This is a genomic window from Sinorhizobium mexicanum (assembly GCF_013488225.1).
GTDB lineage: Bacteria > Pseudomonadota > Alphaproteobacteria > Rhizobiales > Rhizobiaceae > Sinorhizobium > Sinorhizobium mexicanum.
On sequence record NZ_CP041238.1, the window covers coordinates 2,682,264 to 2,705,247 of the forward strand.

24 protein-coding genes and 1 tRNA gene are annotated in these 22,984 nt (G+C 62.1%); 8 read left to right on the forward strand and 17 right to left on the reverse strand.

All coding sequences use genetic code 11. The annotated features are described in order from the left end of the window. The first annotated feature begins 172 nt into the window (after positions 1-172). Positions 173-985, forward strand: coding sequence for a polysaccharide pyruvyl transferase family protein (locus FKV68_RS12730; protein ID WP_180938188.1), 813 nt, complete (start codon positions 173-175; stop codon positions 983-985). A 264-nt stretch (positions 986-1,249) separates the two neighbouring features. Here the strand turns inward: FKV68_RS12730 and FKV68_RS12735 are convergent, their stop codons facing one another. The 8 genes from FKV68_RS12735 to FKV68_RS12770 form a co-directional block, all read right to left on the reverse strand. After that, positions 1,250-1,555 carry a hypothetical protein gene (locus FKV68_RS12735; protein WP_180938189.1) on the reverse strand — a complete coding sequence of 102 codons (306 nt, stop codon included), beginning with the start codon at positions 1,553-1,555 and terminating at the stop codon, positions 1,250-1,252. 815 nt (positions 1,556-2,370) lie between these two features. Continuing rightward, a complete protein-coding gene (locus FKV68_RS12740) occupies positions 2,371-3,348 on the reverse strand; it encodes a glycosyltransferase family 2 protein (protein WP_180941488.1) in 978 nt (325 codons plus the stop codon). A 173-nt stretch (positions 3,349-3,521) separates the two neighbouring features. After that, a complete protein-coding gene (locus FKV68_RS12745) occupies positions 3,522-4,292 on the reverse strand; it encodes a Stf0 family sulfotransferase (protein WP_180938190.1) in 771 nt (256 codons plus the stop codon). Positions 4,293-4,302: 10 nt separating this feature from the next. After that, positions 4,303-4,893, reverse strand: coding sequence for an acyltransferase (locus FKV68_RS12750; protein ID WP_180938191.1), 591 nt, complete (start codon positions 4,891-4,893; stop codon positions 4,303-4,305). A gap of 122 nt (positions 4,894-5,015) precedes the next feature. After that, positions 5,016-5,786: a Stf0 family sulfotransferase gene (locus FKV68_RS12755; protein ID WP_180938192.1), complete on the reverse strand. Its 771-nt coding sequence runs from the start codon at positions 5,784-5,786 to the stop codon at positions 5,016-5,018. A gap of 367 nt (positions 5,787-6,153) precedes the next feature. Next, a complete protein-coding gene (locus FKV68_RS12760; protein WP_180938193.1) occupies positions 6,154-7,281 on the reverse strand; it encodes a GSCFA domain-containing protein in 1,128 nt (375 codons plus the stop codon). A gap of 153 nt (positions 7,282-7,434) precedes the next feature. Beyond that, complete coding sequence (locus FKV68_RS12765) at positions 7,435-7,791, reverse strand: hypothetical protein (RefSeq protein ID WP_245181929.1); 357 nt, start codon at positions 7,789-7,791, stop codon at positions 7,435-7,437. A 133-nt stretch (positions 7,792-7,924) separates the two neighbouring features. Further along, on the reverse strand, positions 7,925-8,494 hold the full coding sequence (locus FKV68_RS12770; RefSeq protein ID WP_246452500.1) for a hypothetical protein: 570 nt from the start codon (positions 8,492-8,494) through the stop codon (positions 7,925-7,927). A gap of 299 nt (positions 8,495-8,793) precedes the next feature. On the opposite strand from FKV68_RS12770, the gene FKV68_RS12775 reads away from it, so the two are divergent. From FKV68_RS12775 to FKV68_RS12785, 3 genes are all read left to right on the forward strand, one after another. Further along, positions 8,794-9,135 (forward strand): hypothetical protein, encoded by a 342-nt coding sequence (locus FKV68_RS12775; RefSeq protein ID WP_245181931.1) that lies wholly within the window; start codon positions 8,794-8,796, stop codon positions 9,133-9,135. A gap of 118 nt (positions 9,136-9,253) precedes the next feature. Continuing rightward, positions 9,254-9,490, forward strand: coding sequence for a hypothetical protein (locus FKV68_RS12780; RefSeq protein ID WP_180938194.1), 237 nt, complete (start codon positions 9,254-9,256; stop codon positions 9,488-9,490). 99 nt (positions 9,491-9,589) lie between these two features. Continuing rightward, positions 9,590-9,898 carry an EthD domain-containing protein gene (locus FKV68_RS12785; protein WP_180938195.1) on the forward strand — a complete coding sequence of 103 codons (309 nt, stop codon included), beginning with the start codon at positions 9,590-9,592 and terminating at the stop codon, positions 9,896-9,898. A gap of 331 nt (positions 9,899-10,229) precedes the next feature. Here FKV68_RS12785 and FKV68_RS12790 read toward each other — a convergent pair. Beyond that, positions 10,230-10,305: transfer RNA gene (locus FKV68_RS12790), tRNA-Lys, on the reverse strand. 262 nt (positions 10,306-10,567) lie between these two features. On the opposite strand from FKV68_RS12790, the gene FKV68_RS12795 reads away from it, so the two are divergent. Then, positions 10,568-10,981 (forward strand): OsmC family protein, encoded by a 414-nt coding sequence (locus tag FKV68_RS12795; protein WP_180938196.1) that lies wholly within the window; start codon positions 10,568-10,570, stop codon positions 10,979-10,981. A gap of 365 nt (positions 10,982-11,346) precedes the next feature. Here FKV68_RS12795 and FKV68_RS12800 read toward each other — a convergent pair whose 3' ends face one another. The 3 genes from FKV68_RS12800 to FKV68_RS12810 form a co-directional block, all read right to left on the reverse strand. Next, positions 11,347-12,150 (reverse strand): endonuclease/exonuclease/phosphatase family protein, encoded by an 804-nt coding sequence (locus FKV68_RS12800; protein ID WP_180941492.1) that lies wholly within the window; start codon positions 12,148-12,150, stop codon positions 11,347-11,349. Between the two features lie 59 nt (positions 12,151-12,209). After that, positions 12,210-13,121 carry a PhzF family phenazine biosynthesis protein gene (locus tag FKV68_RS12805; RefSeq protein WP_180938197.1) on the reverse strand — a complete coding sequence of 304 codons (912 nt, stop codon included), beginning with the start codon at positions 13,119-13,121 and terminating at the stop codon, positions 12,210-12,212. Positions 13,122-13,411: 290 nt separating this feature from the next. After that, the gene (locus FKV68_RS12810) at positions 13,412-14,962 is read right to left on the reverse strand and encodes an FAD-dependent monooxygenase (RefSeq protein WP_180938198.1); all 1,551 of its coding nucleotides are present in this window, start codon (positions 14,960-14,962) and stop codon (positions 13,412-13,414) included. 282 nt (positions 14,963-15,244) lie between these two features. Here FKV68_RS12810 and FKV68_RS12815 point away from each other — a divergent pair, with 282 nt between their 5' ends. Continuing rightward, positions 15,245-16,072, forward strand: a complete 828-nt coding sequence (locus tag FKV68_RS12815; protein ID WP_180938199.1) for a nickel-binding protein — start codon at positions 15,245-15,247, stop codon at positions 16,070-16,072. A 98-nt stretch (positions 16,073-16,170) separates the two neighbouring features. On the opposite strand, the gene FKV68_RS12820 is transcribed toward FKV68_RS12815, so the two are convergent. Then, positions 16,171-17,085, reverse strand: a complete 915-nt coding sequence (locus tag FKV68_RS12820; protein ID WP_180938200.1) for a LysR family transcriptional regulator — start codon at positions 17,083-17,085, stop codon at positions 16,171-16,173. Between the two features lie 102 nt (positions 17,086-17,187). Between FKV68_RS12820 and FKV68_RS12825 the strand changes: the two genes are divergently transcribed. Then, on the forward strand, positions 17,188-18,177 hold the full coding sequence (locus FKV68_RS12825; protein ID WP_180938201.1) for a zinc-dependent alcohol dehydrogenase family protein: 990 nt from the start codon (positions 17,188-17,190) through the stop codon (positions 18,175-18,177). A gap of 17 nt (positions 18,178-18,194) precedes the next feature. On the opposite strand, the gene FKV68_RS12830 is transcribed toward FKV68_RS12825, so the two are convergent. The 3 genes from FKV68_RS12830 to FKV68_RS12840 all read right to left on the reverse strand — a co-directional run bounded on the left by FKV68_RS12830 (position 18,195) and on the right by FKV68_RS12840 (position 21,384). After that, positions 18,195-18,623: a GFA family protein gene (locus FKV68_RS12830; protein WP_180938202.1), complete on the reverse strand. Its 429-nt coding sequence runs from the start codon at positions 18,621-18,623 to the stop codon at positions 18,195-18,197. Positions 18,624-18,733: 110 nt separating this feature from the next. Beyond that, complete coding sequence (locus FKV68_RS12835; RefSeq protein ID WP_180941493.1) at positions 18,734-19,798, reverse strand: AI-2E family transporter; 1,065 nt, start codon at positions 19,796-19,798, stop codon at positions 18,734-18,736. 149 nt (positions 19,799-19,947) lie between these two features. Beyond that, the gene (locus FKV68_RS12840; protein ID WP_180938203.1) at positions 19,948-21,384 is read right to left on the reverse strand and encodes a metal-dependent hydrolase family protein; all 1,437 of its coding nucleotides are present in this window, start codon (positions 21,382-21,384) and stop codon (positions 19,948-19,950) included. A 373-nt stretch (positions 21,385-21,757) separates the two neighbouring features. Here FKV68_RS12840 and FKV68_RS12845 point away from each other — a divergent pair, with 373 nt between their 5' ends. Next, a complete protein-coding gene (locus FKV68_RS12845) occupies positions 21,758-22,255 on the forward strand; it encodes a MarR family winged helix-turn-helix transcriptional regulator (protein WP_180938204.1) in 498 nt (165 codons plus the stop codon). A 170-nt stretch (positions 22,256-22,425) separates the two neighbouring features. Here the strand turns inward: FKV68_RS12845 and FKV68_RS33080 are convergent, their stop codons facing one another. Then, positions 22,426-22,983, reverse strand: coding sequence for an IS630 family transposase (locus FKV68_RS33080; RefSeq protein ID WP_245182071.1), 558 nt, complete (start codon positions 22,981-22,983; stop codon positions 22,426-22,428). Position 22,984: the final 1 nt, after the last annotated feature.

Here is a 22,984-nt window from a genome sequence, read left to right on the forward strand (position 1 = left end):
CGCTAAATTACCATAGGTTGTGAGCTTCCGGTAGCATGGTGCAGGCCGATGCAACTCTACGGCCTCAGCCTTCCTCTGCGGTCAAGTTTCCGGTATTCACCACTTGATTAGCAATCCTGAAATGGAGGTTTGCGCCTTGCCGCGCTTTATCTGACCTCATGGGAGTTCGTGCGTGCGCAAAGTGAAAGTCTTCTCCGCCACCGTCGGCGAGAGCTTCGGCAAGACCATCGAGAACTTCGGCGACAACCTGATGGCCGATATTCTCCAGGATCTGTTTTCCGTCGAGCCGGTCTATGTCGAACCCGCACGGGCAGAACTTATCGGTGTCGGCAGCATCATCGACGCCTACTATCGGTACAGCCGCAAGAAATACGTATTCTGGCGCAAGCGCCCCTGGCGAACGCTGCATGTCTGGGGTTCCGGTTTCATGGACACCGGAACGCCGGCCCTATGGCCACAACGCCTCGTCTTTGACGCGGTTCGCGGCGAATTGTCGAAGGCAAGAGTTGCACCCGAACGCGACATTGCGCTCGGCGATCCGGCGATCCTGCTGCCGCTGATCTGGCCCAAGAAGGCTGCGACGACGTCGGAAGTCGTGGTCATCCCCCACTTCGTCACCTACCAGACCTTTCTGGAACGCTACGGAGCGTCCCTGCCCAGGCACTGGAGGGTCCTCAACCTTCTCGGTGACCCGCAGAAGATTTGCGAGGCGATCTCCGCCAGCGACCTGGTGATATCGAGCAGTCTCCACGGCCTCATCGTCGCCGATGCCTATGGGGTGCCCTCGATCTGGATGGAGCCCCACGGCAAGATAAAGGGCGACGGCTTCAAGTTTGCGGATTACTTCAGCTTCCGCGGCTCGGCCCTGCCCGGCCCCGTCGATTTCGATAGCCTGCTAACGGCTGGCGCCGTTGCTGGCCATGCGCCCGCGGTCCCATCCGCCGAGACGATTGATCGCCTGTTGCGGTCCTTTCCGTTTCGTTGAGATCATGCGGTTCAGTCAGAGCGGCGAAGGATGATCCCAGCGCTTGCGGTTGCTGCTGCCGCACAGCGGATCGACATGGCAAGCCGCATCCTCCTCGCGATTGGGGATACCGCGTCAAGTCATTCACGGCGCGCCGTGGCTGGATCCCTGTGACGGGCGCAGGGATGGCGGAGCGTATTGTCATAGCGGAGCCAAGAAATGGCCGGGGTGTTCACGGTCGCGGTTCGTCAGCCTCATAAGCTGGAGGTTACAGGTTCGAAAATGTTACTTGGTCGGTTTCACAAGCGAGACGACCCGTGGCTTAGACGGCGCGTCGAGCCATTCGATCCACTTATCCCTTTCTTCGATCGTGTCGAAGAACCGCCAGAGCTTGTACTCCTCCTCAGTCGTTTCCAGCATCTCGCCGACGGTGACGAGCTCCATGGGTAAGGTCACCTCGTTGCCGTCGAACCGGACGAAATAGACGCCCTCGGCAGCAAGGCGAATTACCTGGCCTGTCCCATAGCTTCCATCGGGAGCGTCGAGGGTGAAGTACATGCCGGTCAAATTGTCTAAAACTGTTTTGCTCATAGGTCTCGAATGCCAGTCCTGAATAATGCCCGAGATGGGAAGTTCGCCCAGCCTCCGGGCAAAGGCAAGGTGCGTTAAAAGTTACCAGATCATATCAGAGACGATCTCCATTGGAGATGGCAAGCCGCCTGGCTCATAACCACGAAAGACCGGGGTCGATTTCCGGGCCTGCAACCAATTCCCAGAGGGGGCCGTAGGACACACGCCGCATGGAGCCCTGCCGCTGTCGTGGTGACGGCGAAATAGGTCTAGCCCCCGCCCATCGAGAGCCGCTCGCCGATGAAGCCACGACGCCGGAAGGAAGGCGAGATCGCCAAAGCGCAGATCGCACATGCGTGCGGCACCCGCCGACTTAGGGCGGCCTAGTCCCGATCATTCACCATCGCGAACGCGCTGCCGGTAACGCTCTCTATCCTCTTCGTTTGCTCCCGTCGAGAGGTCTTGCCCCGTCTCAATCCGATGGGCGATAGGCTGCCACGGCCGCCCTGGGTTCTCTAGCTCCCAGAGCTTCTTTGCACGGCGCTCTATTTCACGGTCGTCCACTTGTGCCTCCATCATCGTTGCACGCGACCGCAAAGAGCATACCTTGATGGAGCCTTTATAGAGAGATGGCCAATCCGAAATATTCAGATGAGGTCAACCAAACGGGCAGGTTCCGGGCCACCGGCGCTGACATATGCGCACCTCATTCCTGTGCCTGTCACGGGAATCCGGCCTCGCCGCGTCTGCGGCGCGAGAAGGCTCAAACTTTATCGTCGGCGCGGATGGAGATGCCCCCGGTCCGGCTGCTCTTCGCGCAGCGTTGCACAGCTGTTTTAGTCCGACGTGAACGCGACAGGCGCGATGAAGCCCAGTTCGCGCAATTGCTTCGAGCCGGAAAACCGCACCGAATCCGGACTCTGGAAGTCGAATTCGCCGGACTTCTGCAGATCGTCCAGCATCCTGCGATAGGCGGCGGCACCGTCGAAATACTGTCCGTCCGTCACCGCATGCGCGATCTTCTCCTTGTAGTCGGAGAAGAACTTGAAGTGCAGCAACACGCCGGAGATCGCCGGAAAATTCCGCTCGCAGGGAAGCGGCTGGTGAATGCTGACCCCCAAGTTGCATTCCTTGTCCCAGAAGATCAGCGGATATTTCATCAGTTCCAGCACATGCGCGAACTTCCGCTTGCGCGGCCCGCCAGTGATGCTGATCGCCCGCTTGGTATAGGTGATTTCGTATCCGGCGCCGTCGAAGTGATCGGCGATCTCCCAAGGCATCCGTGCGTCCATGCCGTCGAGCGTCGCCGAACCGAGCGGGCCGACCGGGTACATGTCGAGCATGGGCGCCGCGAGGCGCTTGTCGCCGCGCGCTTCGAGCGCCCGGATGAGATTGCGGAGCGGCTGGCGCTCGCACTCGTCGTAGATCAGGAATTCGTCCGAATCGACGTTGAGATACCACCGGTCCTTGCCATAGCGCTCGAACAGCGTCTGGCGCCATTCGCGCCCGCGCCGGGCATCGCGGTAGCGCAACGGCGAACTCCAGACATCCACGTCCGGCTGCGAGCGTAAATATTCGCGCGTGCCGTCGGACGACACATCGTCGATGCAGATGAAGCGCGAAACGCCGAGCCTTCTGTAGTGAGCGAGAAAGGACGGCATCAGTTTCACGTCGTTGTGCGTGTTGAAGACGACAGGAATGTCGTCTCGACCGAGCGGGCGGGCACCGCCCGCGTTCAGGCACGACATTTCGATGTCCCGCTTCCGCTTGCGTTCGCGCGCGGCCAACTTGAAGGTTTCGTACCGGGTGACGATCCGGTCGAGAAGGCTTCGCTGGCCCGGCCCGCTCTCATGCTCGAAAAGACGAAAGGGGTAGTGAAGGTCCTTCAAAATCCGCTCCAGGTGCCGCTGCGATAGCTGCGTTTATCGGGATCATCAGCGGAATTCAACTCGGCAGGCCGTGGCGGCGGAGTCCACGCTGCGCAGCTCTAAAACGCGAACGGATAGCGCGGCCTGAGTTTCCCGCTCGCCAGTTTCGCGAAATTGCGCATCTTGCCCGGAATATGCTCGCGGCGATCGTAGGCCTCGAGCAGATCTCGCGAGCGGCAATCCTCGTTGAAGCGCTCGATCCATTCCTCGGTAAGCTCGTCGCGCTGGACGGTCATCGTCGTCTCGGTCCTGGCCGGCGGGGAAACGCCCAACTGTCCGGCGATATGCGCGATGAAGGCACTCGGATCGTTCGCGAGATCTTCATAGGTGAATTCGGTGAAGGGTACGCCGAGGAGATCCAGGTAGCCCTCCCAGAATCCGTAGCTTTCGCGGATGTAGAAGAAGCACCGGGCGATCTGCTCGAAGTCGTAGCGCGGCTCGGCCTTTGCCCCGTGGTGGGCGGCGAAGGCGCGTGTCTGCCTCGCCCGCGCAAAGGAGATCGCCTGCCTCAGTGTATCCCTGCGCCGAAGGAAGATGAGTGCTGTCTCATGTTCGGCAAGGCAGTGGCGGATGAAATCCCGGCCGTAGCGCTCACGCGTCACGAAAAGCTGGTTCGGAAAGATCTTCATGCCGAACACGCCGTTCGGGGTCGAGCACTTGCGGATGACTTCCGCGAAGAAGGCGTCCCAGGAGAGCGCGCCCATATCGAGACCATGGAACTTGGGCGACAGCCACTCGGTGGATTTGCCCATCTCCTGCGAATGATTGATGAGCGACCCGAGCCAGTTCGATCCGCTTCGTGCCTCGGTCAGAAGGAGATAACCACGCATGAATCCTCGTCTAGTCCTTGTTGCGCGATAGCAGCAGCGCCGGATCCGCAGTCGTTCCGCCCGGGCCGGCAGGGCGTTTTTTCTCTCCGCGCACACCCACTTTTCGCGCGGGAGCGCCGACATAAATGCCGAGCGGATCCGTTCGGCCCCTGACGACGCTGCCCGCGCCGATCACGCATCCCCGGGAAATGTGCGCGCCATCGAGCACCACCGCTCCGGCGCCGATCCAGACGTCGTCCTCGATGACGATTCCCAGTCGTGTCTCCGGCTGCTTCTTTATCGGGGTATCGGGATCGCTGAAGCCGTGATTGGCCGGGATCACGACCACATGGGCAGCGATCCGCACCCAGTTGCCGATCGTCAGGCCGCCGGAGCCGTAAAGTATCGAATAGGGGTTGAGGCTGAAATGATCGCCGATCGTGACGAAGCCGTCATTGGCATCAATGATCGCGCCGCGCTTGATTTCCGCCTTGCGGCCGATGCGGATCTTGCCCCTGTTCGGATTTATTATGCCTCCGTCGATGCGGAACTTGGAGCCGATCTTGAGGCGCCCCCAATAGCGGAGCTGAAGCAGCAATGCCCGAATTTCGCCAAGCGTCATACCCGCTCTCCGGCTGCAAATCGGCCAAGTGTTGCAGAGACGCACGCCGCCCGCAACATCCGCGCACCGTGCTGGAAGCGACTGCAAGTCGATCGCGGGCGGACGCGCCGCTGCAATCGCCGCTAAAACGCGAACGGATATCGCGGTTCGAGCTTCCCCGACGCCAGTTTCGCGAAGTTGCGCATCTTGCCGGCAATGTGCTCTCGACGGTCGTAGGCCCTCAGCATATTTCCCGACCGGCAATCCTCGTTGAAGCGCGCGATCCATTCCTCCGTCAGGCCGTCGCGCTGAACGGCCATCGTCGTTTCGGCCCTGGCCGGAGCGCAAACGCCAAGGTGTTCCGCGACATGCGCGATGAAAGGATGCGCGTCGCCGGCAAGATCCTCGTAGGCAAATTCGGTGAACGGCACGCCGAGCAGCTCCAGATAGCTCTGCCAGAAATTGTAGCTTTCCCGGATATAGAAGAAGCAGCGGGCGATCTGTTCGAAGTCGTAGCGCGGCTCCGCCTTTGCTCCGTGATGGGCGGCAAAGGCCCGCGTCTGCCGCGCCCGCGCGAAGGATATCGCCTGCCTCAACGTATCTCGGCGCCGAAGGAAGACGAGTGCCGTCTCATGCTCGGAGAGGCAGTGGCGGATGAAGTCCCGGCCGCAGCGCTCCTGGGTCACGAAAAGCTGGTTCGGAAAGATCTTCATGCCGAACGCCCCGTTCGCGGTCGAGCATTTCCTGATGATTTCCCCGAAGAACGCGTCGAAAGACAGGGCGTTGACATCGAGACGATGTGCCTTCGGTGCCAGCCACTCGGCCGGCAATCCCATTTCGCCGGAATGACCGAGGAGAGTACTCAGCCAGCTGGAGCCGCTTCTTGCTTCGGAGAGGATCAAATATCCGTGCATCAGGTCCCCTATGTCATATTTTCACTAACCTGAAATGCGCGGCTAGTCGCCAATCTGGGCAATTTTCTGCCGTCCCGGTCCGATTCTCAAGAGAAAACGGGTGCGGAGTCGTTGATCGACGCAAATATGCAACAGCGCGCGGGAGCGAACTTCACGGCCGCCGACAGAACGCATCCGCAACGTCGCGCATGGGCTCAGACGGCCGATCGCGCGTTGTTCCCCTCTCGATTCGGTGCTATATTTTTGGGGTTCGATCGTGGGTGCCGGCACCCCCCTAAATAGATCGTTCGCCTGGAGCGCGCTTGGCCCAAACAAGCGCGCTTTTGCTTTTGTGACGTCCGGAATTGCGTCTATGGCGCCGCGCGTTTTAGCGAGACTTCGCGTTCGACGCCGCTCTCTTGCGACCGGTAAGACGCCGGACCACCGCGCTGAACCTCGAGGCAAATCTTGCCCGCGAGAAAAGGGCATGGCCGTCCAGGGTATTGGCCGACTGCAGTCGCGCCGCCTTCAGCATCGTCTCGGCCTGCTCGACCGTCAGGTCGGTGTTGCAATAGGTCGCCTGGAACAAATTCATGACCGCCGGTACGATCATGTTCTGCAGGTGCCTGCCGTCTTCGACGAACCGGTTCGGAAACGCCTCGTTCACGATCTCGTAGGCCGGGAAATAATAGAGGCGGCCCGCCCATTCATCGCCGCGCTCGCGGATTGTCTCGTCGACGGCGGCCCGGATGATCGCCTTGGATGCCGAGTTGGCCGTCAGGCAGGCGACCGGCCGGAATGTGGCGACCAGCGGAATCGGCGAGACGGTGACGACGATCTTCGCCTGGGGCACGTGTTTGCCGATCAGGTCGATGATCTCCTGAATGCAGGCCTTCGTCTCGCCGAAGGTGCAAACGCGGAACTTGTGCCGGCTCGGATCGTAATGCTTCATCGGAACGGCGCGCCAGAAAACGCCGCCGGTCACCTCGTCGTACCAGATTTCCGACAGGCCGAACGTCAGAATGAAGACGTCCGTCTTCAGGAATACGTCCCGGGTGCGCTCCCGGATCTCTTCCGTCAGGTCGAATTCCTCGGCCTTGTAACCATGCCAGAGGTTCGTCGGCGGCGCTATGCCTTCGAGCGCCCAGCGGAACTGCTGGACGATCGAGTGGACATTGACCAGGCCCTCGCCCATCGACGAGATGTAGATGTCGCGATCTCGGTTCTTGGAGACGTCGAACCCCAGCTTCGCAAGATGCTTGCTGATGTTCTCGGCAAAGCACGACCCGAAGGCGGTAACGTTCGTCGTGGGAGAGATGAACGGCTTATCCGGGGTCCAGCCCTTCAACAGGAATCGGGACGCAAAGTCGTCCTTCACGTGATCGGAGCCGTATGGATTGAAGTTGCTCGCGCTGCCCCGGAAAAAGGATGACCCCATCTTCTTCGGAGCCTCACCCGCCGGGACGACGGAGACCGTCTCCTGAAAACCGGAATGGTCTATCGCCTTGATCGACATGATTGCTCCCTTGCCACGTGGCCGCGCGTGGAACTTATTAAAGTGGCCTTTGTGAGGCAACAGCCGTCGCGCAAGAACGGCAATGATCCGTATTGCATCTCGCCCGATAGAATAAAATGGAAAATGGTGGGTCCAGGTGGCATCGGTTTTACCCTAGCCACGGATAACCCAGGCCCCCAGCACAAGCAGGATAAGCGGCGGACCCAGCAGCATCCCGCCGAAAAGCAAAGCCGCATTCTCTACCCGCCTGCCGGTTCGAAGTCGGCTGTTGATCTCGTCTGGCACGGCGACGCTGGCGGTTCCGGATGCGGCGGCCTTTTCCCTTATGGCCGTTGCCTCCTTCTCGGCCTTCCAGCCGTCCGTGACCACTACCCAGGCCCTGACGAAGATGGAGCCTCCATCCGTCACGTCCCGCCGCCGTCCTTCAACTTCCACGTAGACGACCAGTGTCAGCACCCAAAGCGCGGAGACGATCAACCACAGTCGAAAGAGGCCACGTAGGATAGTCATGTTGCACCCTACCAATGAGCCCAAGAATACCAACAGTAGCGACGGATGGCGACTACTCGCATTCGGGGGTGAAGGCGCAAGCGCACATATTCCGGCTCGTCACTGAAAACATGTCGGAGCGGGACAGGAACGATCAGGCCGACAGAACATTCACCTCCGCTGCCGCGAGGCGACGATAAAGCCGGCGACGGCGCACGATCGGCCACCAGTCATAGAGAAAGATTTCGAGAGCCCGCCAATTGGCCACCCAACCGAAAATGACCAGGCTTTCGCTGAACACGCGTGAAAAAGTGGCGGCCTCCGAGGCGTTGTCGACCAGTTTGCTCGCGATGAGACTGAAGGCCAGGATCGGGATGCCGATGAACAAGGATCGCCGACCCTCTCCGAGAAGGTCGCGCAACTCCCGGCGCGCCTGGTTGGCGCGGCTGTTGAAATTGTATCGAACTGCTTGCTGCACGGCATGCGTATGGTCCGGGTTCACGTCCCCGGGCGGCAACTGGACGACGATCTCGATGGGCAGGTTTCCCGGCGCTTCCCGAGCCCATTCGACGATGAACCGCTCGGCATCGTCGTCCAGATCGCGTTCCCGAAATGGAGTTGGGTCGAGCGAATTGAAAAGGCGTGCCACCTGGTCGACACGGATCAGGATCGCGTAGCGGTCATCGGGCGTCGGCATGATGCTTTTGTATGCTCCTCCGCTCACCCAGAGCGTTATCCTCCTGCGGGTGTAATGGCAGCGATGATAGCCGATAGCGCTGCCGCGTGGCAGACGCCCAAGATGCTTGCCTGATCCGGCCAACGCGGGAAAGGCAAGAGCGGAACTACACAAAGATTCGTGTGCTGCACGCTTGAGCTGACGCTCGACGGGGGCGGCATCCTACTTCTCGTCAGTTGTTTTGGGTGTCGTCGTTCACGTGTTGCTTGCCTTTGGCGCGTGCCTGCGAGAACATCCCATGCCGGGCGTTTTTCGGAACTGGCGTGAGTTAACCTTGGGAGATGATAATGAATCTCATCAAGATGATGCTTAGGTCTTCACTCGTCTCGTTTGTGCTTGTTCTGGCGCTGGTGGCATCACCGATGGCGGTTCCACCCGATGCAAGCGCTCAAACCAACATCAACATCAACATCGGGGTCGGCAGCAGCCTCGATAGAGGTCGAGGCATAACCTGTCGTCAGGGGGAACGGCTGCTGCGCAATCGCGGCTTCCGCGATGTTCGCCGCGTCGACTGCCGTGGCAGGTTCTTCATCTATCGCGCTTGGCGCGGCAATACGCGCTTCGAGATCGCAGTTCGTCAACGCGACGGCCGCATCGTCGACATGGAGCGCATCGGACGCCGGAGATAGAAAGGATTGGTTTCTTTGAGTTTCTGGTGGGTAATCACGCACACAAAGCCGGTCGCCAGCAACGACGATCGGCAGTCTCAGATGCCATGGTGCCAATCGGGCAACGGGATCGCAGCGGATGACGGAAGACGAACGGCAAGGCATAGAGCGCGAGATGCGTGAACTTTCGAAGGCGGCGGCGGAACTCGTGAGTGCGACGCGCAAGGCGGATGAAAGCATGCGCAAGCTCGAAGACACCATGGCCGAGACACGCAGGACGCTCGTCGATGATCTCCGCACCCTCCTCCGCGCCGAACTGCAAGCGCTGCAGCAGTCGCTCGATCAGAAGTTCGAGCGACTGCTGCGCGGGCGCTGATCCTTCTCGGGGGACCGCGTTGCCGTGAGCCGCGCCGAACTCCGATATGCTTTAGCGGAGAGCGCCATGTCATACACGATCTGAGAAAAGGGGGAAAAAATGTCCACTCAAGCACTGCTAATAGTGCACGCCGAAGTTCCCAATGAAGTGGACCGAGCCCCGTTCGACAAATGGTACGATCGCCACATGCCAGACGCATTGCGCGTGTTTGGGGCGCTCCGGGCCTGGCGCACCTGGAGCCGAACCGATCCCTCGAAGCACACTGCCTTCTATGAGTTCCCCAGTTTGGAGGCGGCGAACGCCGCTATTCAATCGCCGGGCACAGAATTTGATGCCACCTGGGGCTTGCGCGCGACACGCACGCGTGACGTTGTCGAGGTTGTTCAGCGGCTGCCAATTTCAAACTGAGACACTACCGAAAATCGTGCCAGTTCAAGCTGGGCAAGAGGAAAATCGAACCGGGATCAGCGCTGTATTGCATGCCGCCAGCATCACCTAATGACCGATTGCGCTAAAACCTCGTCGTGGCGCATGGCGAAGCGGGCGCGGCGATATATTCGGCGCTAACTGAGCCAACGTCGGTGATTGTAGCTGGCGGCGGACGCATCACGCCGGAAATCTTAAACCGGGCTCGGTGGAAGGGAAAAGCGGGACCGTTGAGCCGCCGGCCCAGATACCGATTCCGCCAGTCGCGGCGCCTTTAGCCAAATCTATAAAACATTGGTCTTATTGAAGATTTTGGTGGGTGATCACGGGCTCGAACCGTGGACCCGCTGATTAAGAGTCAGCTGCTCTACCAACTGAGCTAATCACCCGTCCAGAACCGCGTCGCTGCGGTCTGGTGGGGCGTATAATGGCGTTCGCCCGGCTTGTCCAGCACCCTTTGCAAAATTTTTGGGAAATTTTTCAACGGTTCACAGCGTGGCCGCGAAGCCTGTGATGCGGGTGGCGTGCACGACGCCGCCTGGCCCTTTCCCGCTGTCGGGGCGGCGCCGTGTGTGCGCGAAACCGCTCACGCTTATCCCCGTCCCGCTCTAGACTGGGCTCATCGGGTCGGGCTTCTGAAGGAGCAAGAAAATGGCGTCCATGACGGTTGAATTGCGCAATGTCGAAGGTACGGAGGCGGCGATCGGATGGGCCGGCAGCCACACGGTGGTGGTCGATCGGCCAGAGGGCAAGGCGGGAGGCCGCGGGCTTGGCTTCAATGGCGCGCAACTGTTGGCCCTGGCACTTGGCGGCTGCTTCTGCAACGACCTGCGTTACGCCGCGCACCAGATGGGCGCCGCCCTCGGCAAGATCGCCGTTAGCGTCACGATCGAACTCGAAGGCGAACCGTTGCTGACGACGGCCGCGGCCATGTCGGTCCACTGCGAAACGCTCGACGGCTCCGATCCGCAGGAGATCATCGACCGCGCCAAGGCTATCTGCATGGTCGCCAACACGCTGCAGAAGGGTGTTCCGGTGGCGATCCGGTCGGCTGCCGCTGCGTGATCCCCGGATCGGAACCGGTGAAGGATGAAACCCGTGCAACAATTCAAACTGTTGCATCAACCTTTTGCGCGCCACGGGCACCCCACCCACCTCATTCCTGTGCTCGTCACAGGAATCCGGCGCGCTCAAGTCCTTGGGCGCGAGAGAATCATGGACGTAACAGATGTGGAATCACAACACTGGCAGCCCCTGTGTCGGTGCGAGACGGAGTCATTCACGGCGCGGACGCGCCGTGGCTGGATTCCTGTGACAGGCACAGGAATGAGGGCCCGGCAGAACCTTGCCGTACCGCCACAAAGGAGATGCAGCACGCTGCTGTCACATATGAGCGCGCCCGAAAGGACATGCGGCGCACGGCCGCCGCCCTATCCCACTTCTACGAGCAGCGCCCGATGGTCGGAAACTTCCGGCTCTTCGACGACGTCGAAGTGGAGCACCTTCACCTCCGGCGTCACCAGCAGGTAGTCGGCGAAGCGGTTCTTCTTTTCATAGTGGGAGGTCCGGGTATCCGTGAAGCCGCGTGACGTCACGAGATCGGTAAGCCCGAGCTTCCCCAGCACCTCGAAGGTCTCGCTTCCCGGCAGGACATTGAAGTCGCCGCAGACGACCAGCCGCTCGTTGTCGTGCCGGACCCGCTCCACCAGGCCCACTAACGCCTCCGCCTGCGCCCGGCGCGCCGGCGTGTCCTCTTTGCCGGCAATGTCGCGCAGGCCATGCATATGGGCGATGGTGATGGTGAAGCCGTCCTCGTAGTTCATCAGCCGCAGGCAGTGGGCGTTTCGCGCCCGCGGATGCGCGCCCCAGCCGTTGGCCGAGAAGCTGCCGTGGACGAAGTCGAGCGCCTGGCCGATGACCGGCAAGGACTTGCGCACGAAGGTCGCGAGCCCGAACTCGGAGTGAACCACATCCTCACCGTCGGAGAGCTCGCCCCTCGCCGTCGGGCAAAAGAACCCGTCATGCCCCGGAAGCACGGCGGCGATCTCGGCAAAGAGATTGGCGCGCTGCGGCAGTTCGAGCCCGCGATCGCGGTAGATCAGCCAGTCGGCCCCACACGCGACCGTGCGGGTCACTTCCTGCAGGCAGAGCACATCCGGGTCGATCTCGGCAAGATAGCGCAGCAGCGGCGCATGCACCCGGCCGCCCCAGGCGTTCAGCGAAACTATGCGCAATGCCATGCCTTTGCTTCCTCCGCACACCGATGAGCACGCACCTTGCCCTGAGATGAAGATCAGATCGCCAGTTCGCCGCCCGCAACCTTGACCGCATGACCGCCGATACGGGCGGTCGCGATCTTGCCGCCGGCGATGTCGAGATGCAGGTGGATGAAGGATGGCCGCCCCATCTCCACCCCCTGCTCGATCAGGATCGGATGGTGCCCGTCGACCAACTCGTCGAAGAGGTTGATGGCGCCGGCGAGGGCAGCGACGGCCGAGCCGGTCGCCGGATCCTCCCGCATATCCGGCTTGAACATGCGGGCGTGGAAACGCGCCATGTGGTTGACGCCGCCGCGGCAGTAGAGATAGGCGTTGGCGAGCCTGCCTTCGGCCATCGGCGCAAGCTGTTCCCAGCGTTGCGCGTCGAACTCCACCGCCGCCGCCGCGCCGACGTCGTGCAGCGGGACCATGACGAAGGGCACGCCGGCGGTCCAGAACGAGATCACGTGGTTCTCGAAGCCGATCTGCGTTGCCTTCAGGCTCAGCGCGTCGGCGATCGCCTGCTTGTCGAAGCGCGCGTCGAGCCGGCCCGGCTTGCGCGGCAGGTCGAACTCGGCAAAGGTCGCCTCCCCCGGCTTCAGCCGTACCGCCGAGCGCACCGGACCCACCCGTTCCTCGAGCACCTGCATCAGGTCGAGCGGCTCGCCGTAGTCGCCATGGTTGGCTTCCGCCAGCGCCACGGCGGCGCCGACGGTCGGATGGCCGGCAAAGGGCAGTTCATGCGTTGGCGTGAAAATCTTCAGCCGCGCCGAATGGGCGGCACTTCCCGGCCGCTGCACGAACACCGTTTCCGAAAGATTGAATTCCTGGGCAATCGCCTGCATGGCCCCGTCGCTCAGGCCATCGCCATCGAACACTACGGCGAGAGGATTACCCTCCAGACGCTTCTCGGTGAAGACGTCGTAGATCGCGTAGCGCCGTGTCATGCATTTCCCCTCGCCGGTGCCGCATGATTCCTCAAATCGGAACTGATTCAAGAAGAAAATCATGCAGAAATTCAAAATGCTACAGCGACCTGCGCCTCTTGATTGGACGCGCTGGCGCTATCGCGTGTGGCTATGGAGAACCGACCAGCCCTTGCGAAGGAATCACACGCATTTCAAATGTCGTGTCGCACTCACGAAGTCATCCGCAGGCATCGCGGCGCTCCACGAAAGACCTTGCAATGCCATCGCGCGGGCGGCAAGGCAAAAAGCGCTACGCGCGAGCAAGCGCCTCACTGCGCCTCGGGCGTCGCCGCGCTGATCTTGATGGCGAACTCCGCGATATAGCCGAGCAAAGGCGCCGGGTCCTGGCTGTCCACGGCCACCGCCACATGGCCGTCCGGACGCACGAGATACGCGGCGTCGCGGCTCAAGCCCGCCTCTCCGGCGCCCGGCGTCCAGGCAAAGGCGTGGATCGGAATCCCGGTTGGGGCAATTGCCGCGCGGAAGGCCGGGCTCGCCGCGCCGTAGACGTGGATTTGCCAGTCGAGCGAGGAAAGCGGCGCGAAATTGTCGCCCTCGCCAACATCGGCCAGCCCCTCGACGTAGGGCAGCCGATCGCCGCCGCGCACGCGCCCGGCCGCGCCGCGACTGAGGAAGCTGTCCCCATAGGCAATGCCGATCTGCGACACCGTCCTGAAGGCAAGCCGCGCGCCCGCCCTGTTCGCGACGAAGAGCGCGATCATCTTCGGCAGGAGGTAGCGCCGCCAGAGGCCGACGAGCGCCGAGCGGCTGGTGATCACCCGGAACACCTGGTCGGTGCTCTTGATCAGCCGCCGGGCAAACACGATCCGCTCCGGTTCGTAGCTGTCGAGCAGCCGTGCGTCCCCGCGCCCGCCAAGAACGGCGGCGAGCTTCCAGCCGAGGTTCACCGCATCGCCGATGCCGGTGTTCATGCCCTGCCCGCCGGCCGGGCTGTGGATATGGCCGGCGTCACCGGCAAGGAACACCCGGGCCACGCGAAAATGCTCGGCAACCCGGTGGTGGAGCCGATAGGTCGAGAACCAGTTGACCGCGCTGACCGTGACGCCGGTGATCCGCTCGACCTCGGCGCGGATGGTCTCGAAGCCTATCGCCTCGCTCGCCGCGTCTGCGTCCGGCACGACGCCGATCAGCCGCACCGAGCCCGACTGGCGCACCGGCAGCACGATCGCGAATCCGTGCGTATCGAGGCTGACGTTGAGGCCGCTCGGAGCATTCCCCGCCTCGACGTCGGCAACATAAAAGCACTGCTCGTAGGTGCCGCCTGGAAAGCCGAGCTTCAGGCCGTGGCGCACCGTGCTGCTCGCACCGTCCGCACCACAGAGATAGGCGGCCCGGATGACCTCGCTTGCGCCGTCCTTCATGACCGTCGCGGTTACGCCCGCCGGATCCTGCTCGAAGCCGACGAGTTCCGCCGGCCGCTCGACGGCAACGCCGGCCTTTTCGAGATGGCCGATCAGGATGCGCTCGTGGATGTCCTGCGGCAGCGCGAAGGCGAAGGGATAGGGGCTGAGCCCGGCGCCGAAATCGCCGAGCTTCAACGTTGCGGCGGTCCCCGAGGGCGTGCGCATGGCCAGCCGCTCCACTCGGATGCCGGCCGCCAGCGCGTCGTCCACGATGCCGAACTGGCGGTAGAATTCGAGCGTGCGCGCCTGCACCGCGATCGCCCGCGAGGTCTCGCCCGGCGCGGGTGCCTTGTCGATGATGCGGAGACCGACGCCGAGCCGCTTCAGCCACAGCGCCAGGACGAGCCCTGTCGGCCCGGCGCCGACGATCAGAACCTCAGTCTCTGAACTCGTCATCGAACTTGCTTTTCCTCCGTGGGCCAGCGCGGACGAAGGCCCCATGCGTGCGCCCGCTTTCATGGACCGCCTGCTCCACAGTTTTATCCTTAAATCGGCCAGGATTTAACGGGCGACGCAAAGGCCAAGCTACAGCGTTGCGTCGCGGACGGCGCAGCACACGACAGCCGCAACCAGGAAGCCTCGCCGCGGCCGACCGACATTTAGGACTTTAGCGATTGCTCAACAATGGGATCGCACATAAACTGCAACGCGCGAGATGCGGTAGCAACGGGGACGGTGATGGCCATTTTCATGGACCGGCATGACCTCAAGGGGTACACGGCGGCCGATGTCGCCGAGGCGCATCGCAAGGATCTCGAAATCCAGGATCAGTACGGCGTAAAATTCCTCACCTACTGGTTCGACCAGCAGCGCGGCACCACTTTCTGCCTCGTCGATGCCCCGGACAAGGAAACCGCCCAGTGCGTGCATCGCGAGGCGCATGGCCATGTTGCCGGCGAGATCGTCGAGGTCGCGCTTTCGGCGGTCGAGGCTTTTCTCGGTCGCATCCAGGACCCGGAGCCGCTCGCCGACCATCCGCAGGACAATAGCGACTGCGGCCATCGCGCCATCATGTTCACCGATATTGTCGGCTCCACGGAAATGACGGCGCGCCTCGGCGACCGCATGGCCACCGAACTGGTGAGAGCACACGATTCGATCGTGCGCAGGTGCCTGAACGACTTTGGCGGGCGCGAGGTGAAGCACACCGGCGACGGGATCATGGCGTCCTTCGCGTCGACGAAGCACGCCGTCGAGTGCGCAACCGCGATCCACTGGGACTTCCGACGCTACAACAGCGGAAACGCAGAACCGATCCACATCCGCATCGGTATCGATAGCGGAGAGCCGGTCGAGGACAGCAACGACCTCTTCGGCACCACCGTACAACTCGCGGCCCGCCTGTGTTCGGCTGCCGCCGCGGATCAGACCCTTGTTTCGGAGAATGTGTACCGCGAGTTTGGCAGCCCTGACGCCTTCAGCGCGACGAAACGTCGGCGGCTCAAAGGGTTTTCCCGGCCTGTCGCAGCATTCGAATGCACCCCGGCAGGGTCCGGATCACGGTGATTGTGGATAGAGTCCAGCGCCTCATTGTACCGCCACACTACCGCGCGGCTTTCCGATGAAATGAAGCAACGGCCCGCGTCCCTCGAGGGCCAGCACCTTCACGTCATCAACGTGGGCAACCGGGCCGCCAGCGCATCGACCGCATAGCGTACTTTCAGCGGCAGATGCGGCGTCTGCAGCCAGAGCGCATAGTTGTCGTAGTGAAGCCCGGGCTGGTCGGACAGCAGCGGCACGAGTGCGCCTGCCCGGATGCGTTCGCGGACGAGCCAGCCGGGAAGCCAGGCGAGGCCCATGCCGGCGACGGCAGCGTCGGCGATCGCATCGAGATCGTCGAGGCGCAGGCGGTTGAGCGGTGTCACCTCCGCCGGAGCACCATCGTCGCGCGGGAACAGCCAGGGGTGAACACGACCCGACCGGCTGTAGATGATGCCCTGGTGGCTGCCGAGATCCTCGATCTGCCGTGGCCGGCCGTGCCTGTCCAGATAGGATGGCGAGCCGCAGATGACCATGTGGTGACGCGCGACGCGGCGCATGATCGTCCCGGCGCGGTCGTCGAGATTGCCGCTGCCCGCCCCAAGGCTGCGGATCGCGAGGTCATAACCATCGCCCGCGAGGTCGGCGAAGTTATCGCTGAACGACAGGTCGAGTTCGAGCGCCGGATATCGCTCGGCAAGCTTGAGCAGGATGGGGACCACACAGCGCCGCCCGAACAGCGCCGGCATCGTGACCCGGAGCCGTCCGCGCGGCTCGGAAAGATGGTCGGCAGCGAGCGCATCCGCAGCCTCGGCTTCGGCGAGCACGACACGGCAGCGCTCATAATAGGCGCGCCCGAAGTCCGTCAGGCTCTGGCGCCGCGTCGTGCGATTGAGGAGACGCACGCCGAGCCGCTCTTCGAGGAACCGGACATGCTTGCCGACCATCGGCCCGGACAGTTCGAGCGCGCTCGCAGCGGCCGCAAACGAGCCGAGGTCGACGGCTTTGACGAAGACGGCCATGCTCGCAAGGCGGTCCATATTCAAAACTCCGGGTTTCTTCTGTCCTGCACATCAAGCTATTTATCCGCCAATAACGCGTTGGCATAGCTCATTCAGTTCAATTGCTTTGGAGTTGCGCCTATGGTCCGTGTCGTTCGCTTTCATAAGCTTGGTGGTCCCGAGGTCCTTCGCATCGAGGACGTCGACGTTCCGGCGCCAGGTCTTGGCGAGGTCCAAATCCGCGTCAAGGCGCTTGGCCTCAACCGGGCCGAGGCGCTGATCCGCGCCGGCGGCTATATCGAGACGCCCACGTTGCCCTCCGGTCTCGGCCTCGAGGCGGCAGGCATCGTGGAAACCCTCGGCGAAGGCGTGGAGAGTTTCGCACCGGGCGACGCCGTCAGCGTCGTGCCGCCACCGTCGATGGTCCGCTGGCCCGCCTATGGCGAGCTTGCCAATTTTCCGGCGAGGCTCGTCGTCAAGCACCCGCCATCGCTCGGCTTCGAGGCGGCGGCCGCCGTCTGGATGCCCTATCTCACCGCCTATGGCGCGCTGGTCGACATCGCCGGACTGCGCCGCGACGATTTCGTCGTCATCACCGCCGCATCGAGCAGCGTCGGGCTCGCCGCGATCGAGATCGCCAACAGGGTCGGCGCCACCGCGATCGCCGTCACGCGGACCTCCGGCAAGAAGCAGGCCCTGACCGACTTCGGCGCCGCTCATGTCATCGCCTCCGCCGAGGAGGATCTGGAAGCCCGATTGGCGGAGATTCCCGGCGCGGCCGGCGTGCGCGTGGTGTTCGACGCGGTCGGCGGCCCCGCCTTCGAGCCGCTGACGGCCGCGATGTCACGGGGCGGCATCCTCATCGAATATGGCGGCCTGAGCCCCGAGCCCACGCCCTTCCCGCTCTTTGCCGTATTGAGCAAGAGCCTGACGCTGCGCGGCTACCTCGTCCACGAGATCATCTCCGATCCGGCGCGGCTTGCGGCGGCCAAAGCCTTCATCCTCGAGGGGCTGGCGGACGGTTCGCTCCGGCCGATGATCGCCAGGATCTTTCCGTTCGAAGAGATCGTCGATGCGCATCGCTTTCTCGAGTCGAACGAACAATTCGGCAAGATCGTCGTGACGGTCTGATCGCGCGGCGCCGCGCCTCAATCGTCGGGAAAGCGTTCGTATTGCGGCAGATCGTCGGTGATCTGGAACCATGCCGCCTTCGATCCAACGAAAATATGCGCCGAGGGCCGGATCGCCGGTGCGTCGACGAGGGTACCGAGCGTCACATGCGCATAGGCGCCCTCGCGCACGACGGAATAAAGCAGGGAGCCGCAGGCGGCACAGTGGATGTCGTGTACGTCAGCCTCATCGCCATAAATCAGGCGCGCTTCCTCGCCCCGAACGAGGCTGAGTTCGCCGCGCCTGACGCCGGCGAACGGCTTGAAGGCCGAACCCGTCGCGCGCCGGCAATTCGAGCAATGGCAGTTCATTGCATATTCGAACCGGTCCGCCACCCGGTATTCGACTGCCCCGCACAGGCATCTGCCGGTCAGCATCCGGGCGGTGCCGAAACTCGCGTCAGCCATGGCGTCCTCCTGTCTTCGCCCGGCAGGCTACATGACGCCCGCCGAGGTCCGCAACCGGGTCAGCACGCTTGTTCCAACCTCGCCATGCTGGCCGCAGTCGCGGCCGGCGATCACCGCTTCGCCCCCTTGGCGTCAACGACTTGATCGGCGTCCACATCCTCGCCCAACAATTCCGAAATCCATTTGCTGGACGGATGCTGGCTGCAGAAGGTCAACAGCGCTATCGTGATCGGCACGCCGATGAAGGCGCCAAAGATTCCCCAGAGATAGCCCCACAAGAGAACGGAGAACAGGACAATGACGGGTGACACCGACAGCGCGCTGCCCGCAACGCGTGGCTCGACATAACTGCTCACAACGAACTGAATGACATTCAACCCCACGAAGACCAGCAAGACGCTTTCCGCAGTGCCGAACTGGATAAGGGCAAACAGCGTCGGGAACAGGGTGGCGAAGAGCGGTCCCAGAAACGGGATGTAGTTGAGAGCGAACGCAATGAAGCCCCACTCCTCGGCGAGAGACAGCCCGACGGCGCGGGCGAAAATCCAGACCAGAAGCCCGGTGACGACACTCATCGCCGTCCTGATCATCATGTAGCGGCGGATCTTCATGGCTGTTAGTCGGCTGCCATGAAGAAGCAATGCACTGGCGGTCCGGTTTCGCAGCGCCCCGATCCTGCGCTCGAAGGCCTCGATCTCCATCAGCCCGAGCAGGACATAGACCAGAGCGATCAGCCAGAAACTGAAAGTGCTGTTAAGGCGGCCGCTTACGGTCTGTACCGTACGCAAAATCCAGCCGACGCCGAAGTTGTCCGACCAAAGTACGTCGACGACGACGCCACGTTCCTCGAGCCAGAGGCGAACGTCGTCATAGAGCTGCTGAAAACGCGCGGCATCCGCGATGATCCACCGGCCGACCTGCCCGAATGCCCAGGCTATGAGCCAGCCGAATGCGAGGAAGGCTAGCACGACCATCAGGAAGCTGATGACGAACGCCAGATAGTGGGGGAGCACGACCTGCAACCGGCGCTGCACCGGCCATACGAGCGCGATGATGAACAGCGCGAAAGCAACGGGCGCAAAAACCGAACTCGCCACCGAGAGCATCGCGACGAAGAGCACAGCCACGATCAGCATTTGGGTGGTGTAAATTGCCTTGTATCCTGCGGCCCGCACGCGCTCCACCTCCCAGATAAATTCCACTTGTCTGTCGGGACGTCAGGCCGATCGCTCTCCCGCAGGGGTACCGCATGTCGAAAGGAAGCACGGGCTGCGGCGGTCCCCAATGGAGCGCCAGATGCAAAGAGGCGAGAGCGCGGGACAGCTCACAGCGTGTTCTTGTGGATCCTGCCATCTTTCATGATGACGACCAGGTTCTTTGCCGGGTCTTCGATCAGGTGAATGTCCTCGAGCGGATTGCCATCCAGAACCAGCATGTCCGCGAACGCGCCTTCCTCAATGACACCCAGCTTGCCAGGGTACGGTGTGCGAAGGTTGGAAAGCGCAAGCAGCTCCGCATTGACCGATGTCGCCATGCGCAGCGTCTCCGCGTTCGTGTACCAGTTGCTGAGATGGGTCAGCATGATGCCCTGGCGCGGTGTTATTTCAGGTGAGAACAGGACGTCCGAACCCCACGCCGCCTTGATCCCGTGCTTCCGAATAAGCTCGTAGATCCTCGGAGTCCCGGCAAACACCTGATGCATGCGTTCGGCGGATGGCCCTGACTGCGGAGCGACATCCTCAGTCGACAGGAAAGGCTGGGTGCTGAGCCAGACCCCCTTTTCTGCCATGATCCTTGCTGTCTCTTCGTCCATCAGATGCGCGTGCTCGACGCAGGCTGCTCCCGCCGCGATGGCCCGCTGGACGGTGTTCGGGGCATAGGCATGGACAGTGACGTAGGTGTTCCAGTCGCGGGCAACGTCGATCGCCGCACGGAGCTCGTCCTCGCTGAACGTGGACATGTCGAGGGGACTGCGCGGAGACGACACACCACCGCCGCCGACGATTTTGACCTGCGAGGCGCCCTGCAGCAGCTGCTCCCGTACGCGTTGCTTCAAGTCTCCGATACTGTCGGCGATCGCTGCGGCACCCACCAGTTCGCTCACGCTGAGCCGCCCTGAGTCGGGCGGAATCTCGCTCGGCATGCGAAGGTCGCCATGCCCGCCGGAGGTCGTGATCATCGCACCTGACGGAAAGATGCGGGGACCGGGTATCACCCCGCTGTCGATCGCTTGCTTGAACGAGAAGACCGGACTGCCCAGATCGCGTACGGTGGTAAAGCCGCGCATGAGGGTCCGTTCGGCTTCAGCCGTGGACGCGGAGAAGACGAAGCCGGGATCGCCGGTCGCTATAACCGCCAAAGGAACAGCTGCATACAAGGTGTGCCAGTGGGCATCGATCATGCCAGGCATCAGAACGCGATCGCCGCAGTCGATGACGGTCGCGTCGGACGGCGGCGGGCTGTTCGTCGTGTCGACGGACGCGATCCTGTTGCCCTCGATCAGGACCTGGACCCCTGCCCGCAATGTGTCGGACTTGCCATCGAACAACCGAACCTTGCTCAGGAGAACCTTGGAGACCGGCCCCTGGGCAAAGGATGGCGCAGGCATCATTCCGGCCATTGCCGCCGCTCCAGCCCCCGCGAGAAAGTACCGTCGCGAGAACGCATCGAGACGACGTGAGGCTTCCTGGAGAACGGGACTGAAGCAGGCGCATCCCGCGCCGTGAGCCAGGTGTTGATACTTCCTGCCTAACCGAAGCATGGCATCCCCCGACGCGCTGCAAGAAGAAGTTGTTCAACCTAGCATCCTACTCGCGCAGAATCCACCTACAGCGGCAATACTGGTGCGCGATATCCATCCTACCGAGCATCACAAAGTATTACGCCGCGGCGGGGGCCTGACGCTCCCATGGTCGCGGCGCTTCGATTCTTTGCGCACCGTCTGTCCCTATCGACCAAGCGTCCCGGACGACGCCACTTACAGCGTTAAATGTCCTTTTGTTGATTTTAATCGCATCAGTTTAAAGCGGATGCGAACTTAATACGGATCTCTCGAACCCGCATCAACACTGTTGCGATTTAATCGGATGCGATTTATATAATGACCGACAGCAAGAACCGGATTGGATATGCCCATGACCCCCTCCCAGACAGCAAAGAGCCCGGATGCGGCCACGCCCGCTCTCCCGCAAGCAGGCAAGGAAAAATCGAAACTGGCGAATTTTCTGTGCTTCGCGATCTACTCGGCAAATCTTGCCTTCGGCCGCGCCTACAAGCCGCTCCTGGACGAGCTTGGCCTCACCTATACCCAGTACATCGCCCTGGTGGCACTCTCCGAGAAGGACGACCAGACGGTCGGCGAACTCGGTGAAAAGATGTTCCTCGAATCCAACACGTTGACGCCGATCCTCAAGAAGCTCGAGCAGATCGGTCTGATCAGCCGTCGCCGCGATCCGGAAGACGAGCGGCAGGTTCGGGTGAGCCTGACACCCGCCGGCCGCAGCCTTGCAGACGCCGATCCCGGCGCGTCATTGACGGATGCCACCGGGCTTGGAGAAGAATTTGACGAGGTCCAGCAAAGCGTGGCGCGGCTGCGCGACAACCTCATGCGCGCCGCGCAGGGCAAGCCGTAATCGGCCGATCGGCCATTCCTTCCCTGTCGCGGAACAAAGTGTGAGCTTCGGTATTTATACGAAGTCGTCCTTTATCCGAGGTCGGCGTACACGTCACACCGAACAGCAGCAGTGTCCGCAATCCGGCGGGCACTGCCGGATTGCGGCAATGTCTCTAAAGCGTATCGCGTTTAATCGGCCTCATATCCGGCAGCCTTGAAGTAGTTGCGGCATTCTGTGACGGAGAAGAGGTTGCAGATGTCGCCGAGCGCCTGTGCGATGGCGTCAAAGCTGCGGGCGGCGCGTTTTCGCAAGAGTGTCTTGAGTTTGGAGAAGGCCATCTCGATCGGGTTGAGATCGGGCGAATAGGGCGGCAGGAACAACAGCCAAGCGCCGCGCGCTTTGACCAGGTCCTCGGCCCGTTCGCTCCTATGGAAGCCGACATTGTCGAGAATGACGACGTCACCCGGTGACAGGGTCGGGGCGAGTTGCGTTTCGACCCAGGTGTCGAAGATGCGCCGGTTCATCGGCGCATTGACGATCCAGGGCGCAACCATTCCATGCGAGCGCAGGCCGGCGATGAAGGTCTGTGTTTTCCACGAACCGAATGGCGCGTGACTGCGGTAGCGCCGCCCTCTCGGTGACCATCCTGAGCGCTTGGTCAGCTTTGTGTTGGTCGATGTTTCATCGATAAAAATCAGCCGCGCCAGTGCCTTGTTGAAGAAACGCCGGCGCCGCCTGATCCACAAC

Bases quoted from the DNA above. Each gene is read 5' to 3' on its own strand.
- FKV68_RS12735 (WP_180938189.1), bottom strand. From the start codon at position 1,555: ATGAGCAAAACAGTTTTAGACAATTTGACCGGCATGTACTTCACCCTC.
- FKV68_RS12745 (WP_180938190.1), bottom strand. From the start codon at position 4,292: ATGCGTGGTTATCTCCTTCTGACCGAGGCACGAAGCGGATCGAACTGG.
- FKV68_RS12750 (WP_180938191.1), bottom strand. From the start codon at position 4,893: ATGACGCTTGGCGAAATTCGGGCATTGCTGCTTCAGCTCCGCTATTGG.
- FKV68_RS12755 (WP_180938192.1), bottom strand. From the start codon at position 5,786: ATGCACGGATATTTGATCCTCTCCGAAGCAAGAAGCGGCTCCAGCTGG.
- FKV68_RS12760 (WP_180938193.1), bottom strand. From the start codon at position 7,281: ATGTCGATCAAGGCGATAGACCATTCCGGTTTTCAGGAGACGGTCTCC.
- FKV68_RS12765 (WP_245181929.1), bottom strand. From the start codon at position 7,791: ATGACTATCCTACGTGGCCTCTTTCGACTGTGGTTGATCGTCTCCGCG.
- FKV68_RS12775 (WP_245181931.1), top strand. From the start codon at position 8,794: ATGAATCTCATCAAGATGATGCTTAGGTCTTCACTCGTCTCGTTTGTG.
- FKV68_RS12780 (WP_180938194.1), top strand. From the start codon at position 9,254: ATGACGGAAGACGAACGGCAAGGCATAGAGCGCGAGATGCGTGAACTT.
- FKV68_RS12785 (WP_180938195.1), top strand. From the start codon at position 9,590: ATGTCCACTCAAGCACTGCTAATAGTGCACGCCGAAGTTCCCAATGAA.
- FKV68_RS12795 (WP_180938196.1), top strand. From the start codon at position 10,568: ATGGCGTCCATGACGGTTGAATTGCGCAATGTCGAAGGTACGGAGGCG.
- FKV68_RS12805 (WP_180938197.1), bottom strand. From the start codon at position 13,121: ATGACACGGCGCTACGCGATCTACGACGTCTTCACCGAGAAGCGTCTG.
- FKV68_RS12810 (WP_180938198.1), bottom strand. From the start codon at position 14,962: ATGACGAGTTCAGAGACTGAGGTTCTGATCGTCGGCGCCGGGCCGACA.
- FKV68_RS12815 (WP_180938199.1), top strand. From the start codon at position 15,245: ATGGCCATTTTCATGGACCGGCATGACCTCAAGGGGTACACGGCGGCC.
- FKV68_RS12820 (WP_180938200.1), bottom strand. From the start codon at position 17,085: ATGGACCGCCTTGCGAGCATGGCCGTCTTCGTCAAAGCCGTCGACCTC.
- FKV68_RS12825 (WP_180938201.1), top strand. From the start codon at position 17,188: ATGGTCCGTGTCGTTCGCTTTCATAAGCTTGGTGGTCCCGAGGTCCTT.
- FKV68_RS12830 (WP_180938202.1), bottom strand. From the start codon at position 18,623: ATGGCTGACGCGAGTTTCGGCACCGCCCGGATGCTGACCGGCAGATGC.
- FKV68_RS12840 (WP_180938203.1), bottom strand. From the start codon at position 21,384: ATGCTTCGGTTAGGCAGGAAGTATCAACACCTGGCTCACGGCGCGGGA.
- FKV68_RS12845 (WP_180938204.1), top strand. From the start codon at position 21,758: ATGACCCCCTCCCAGACAGCAAAGAGCCCGGATGCGGCCACGCCCGCT.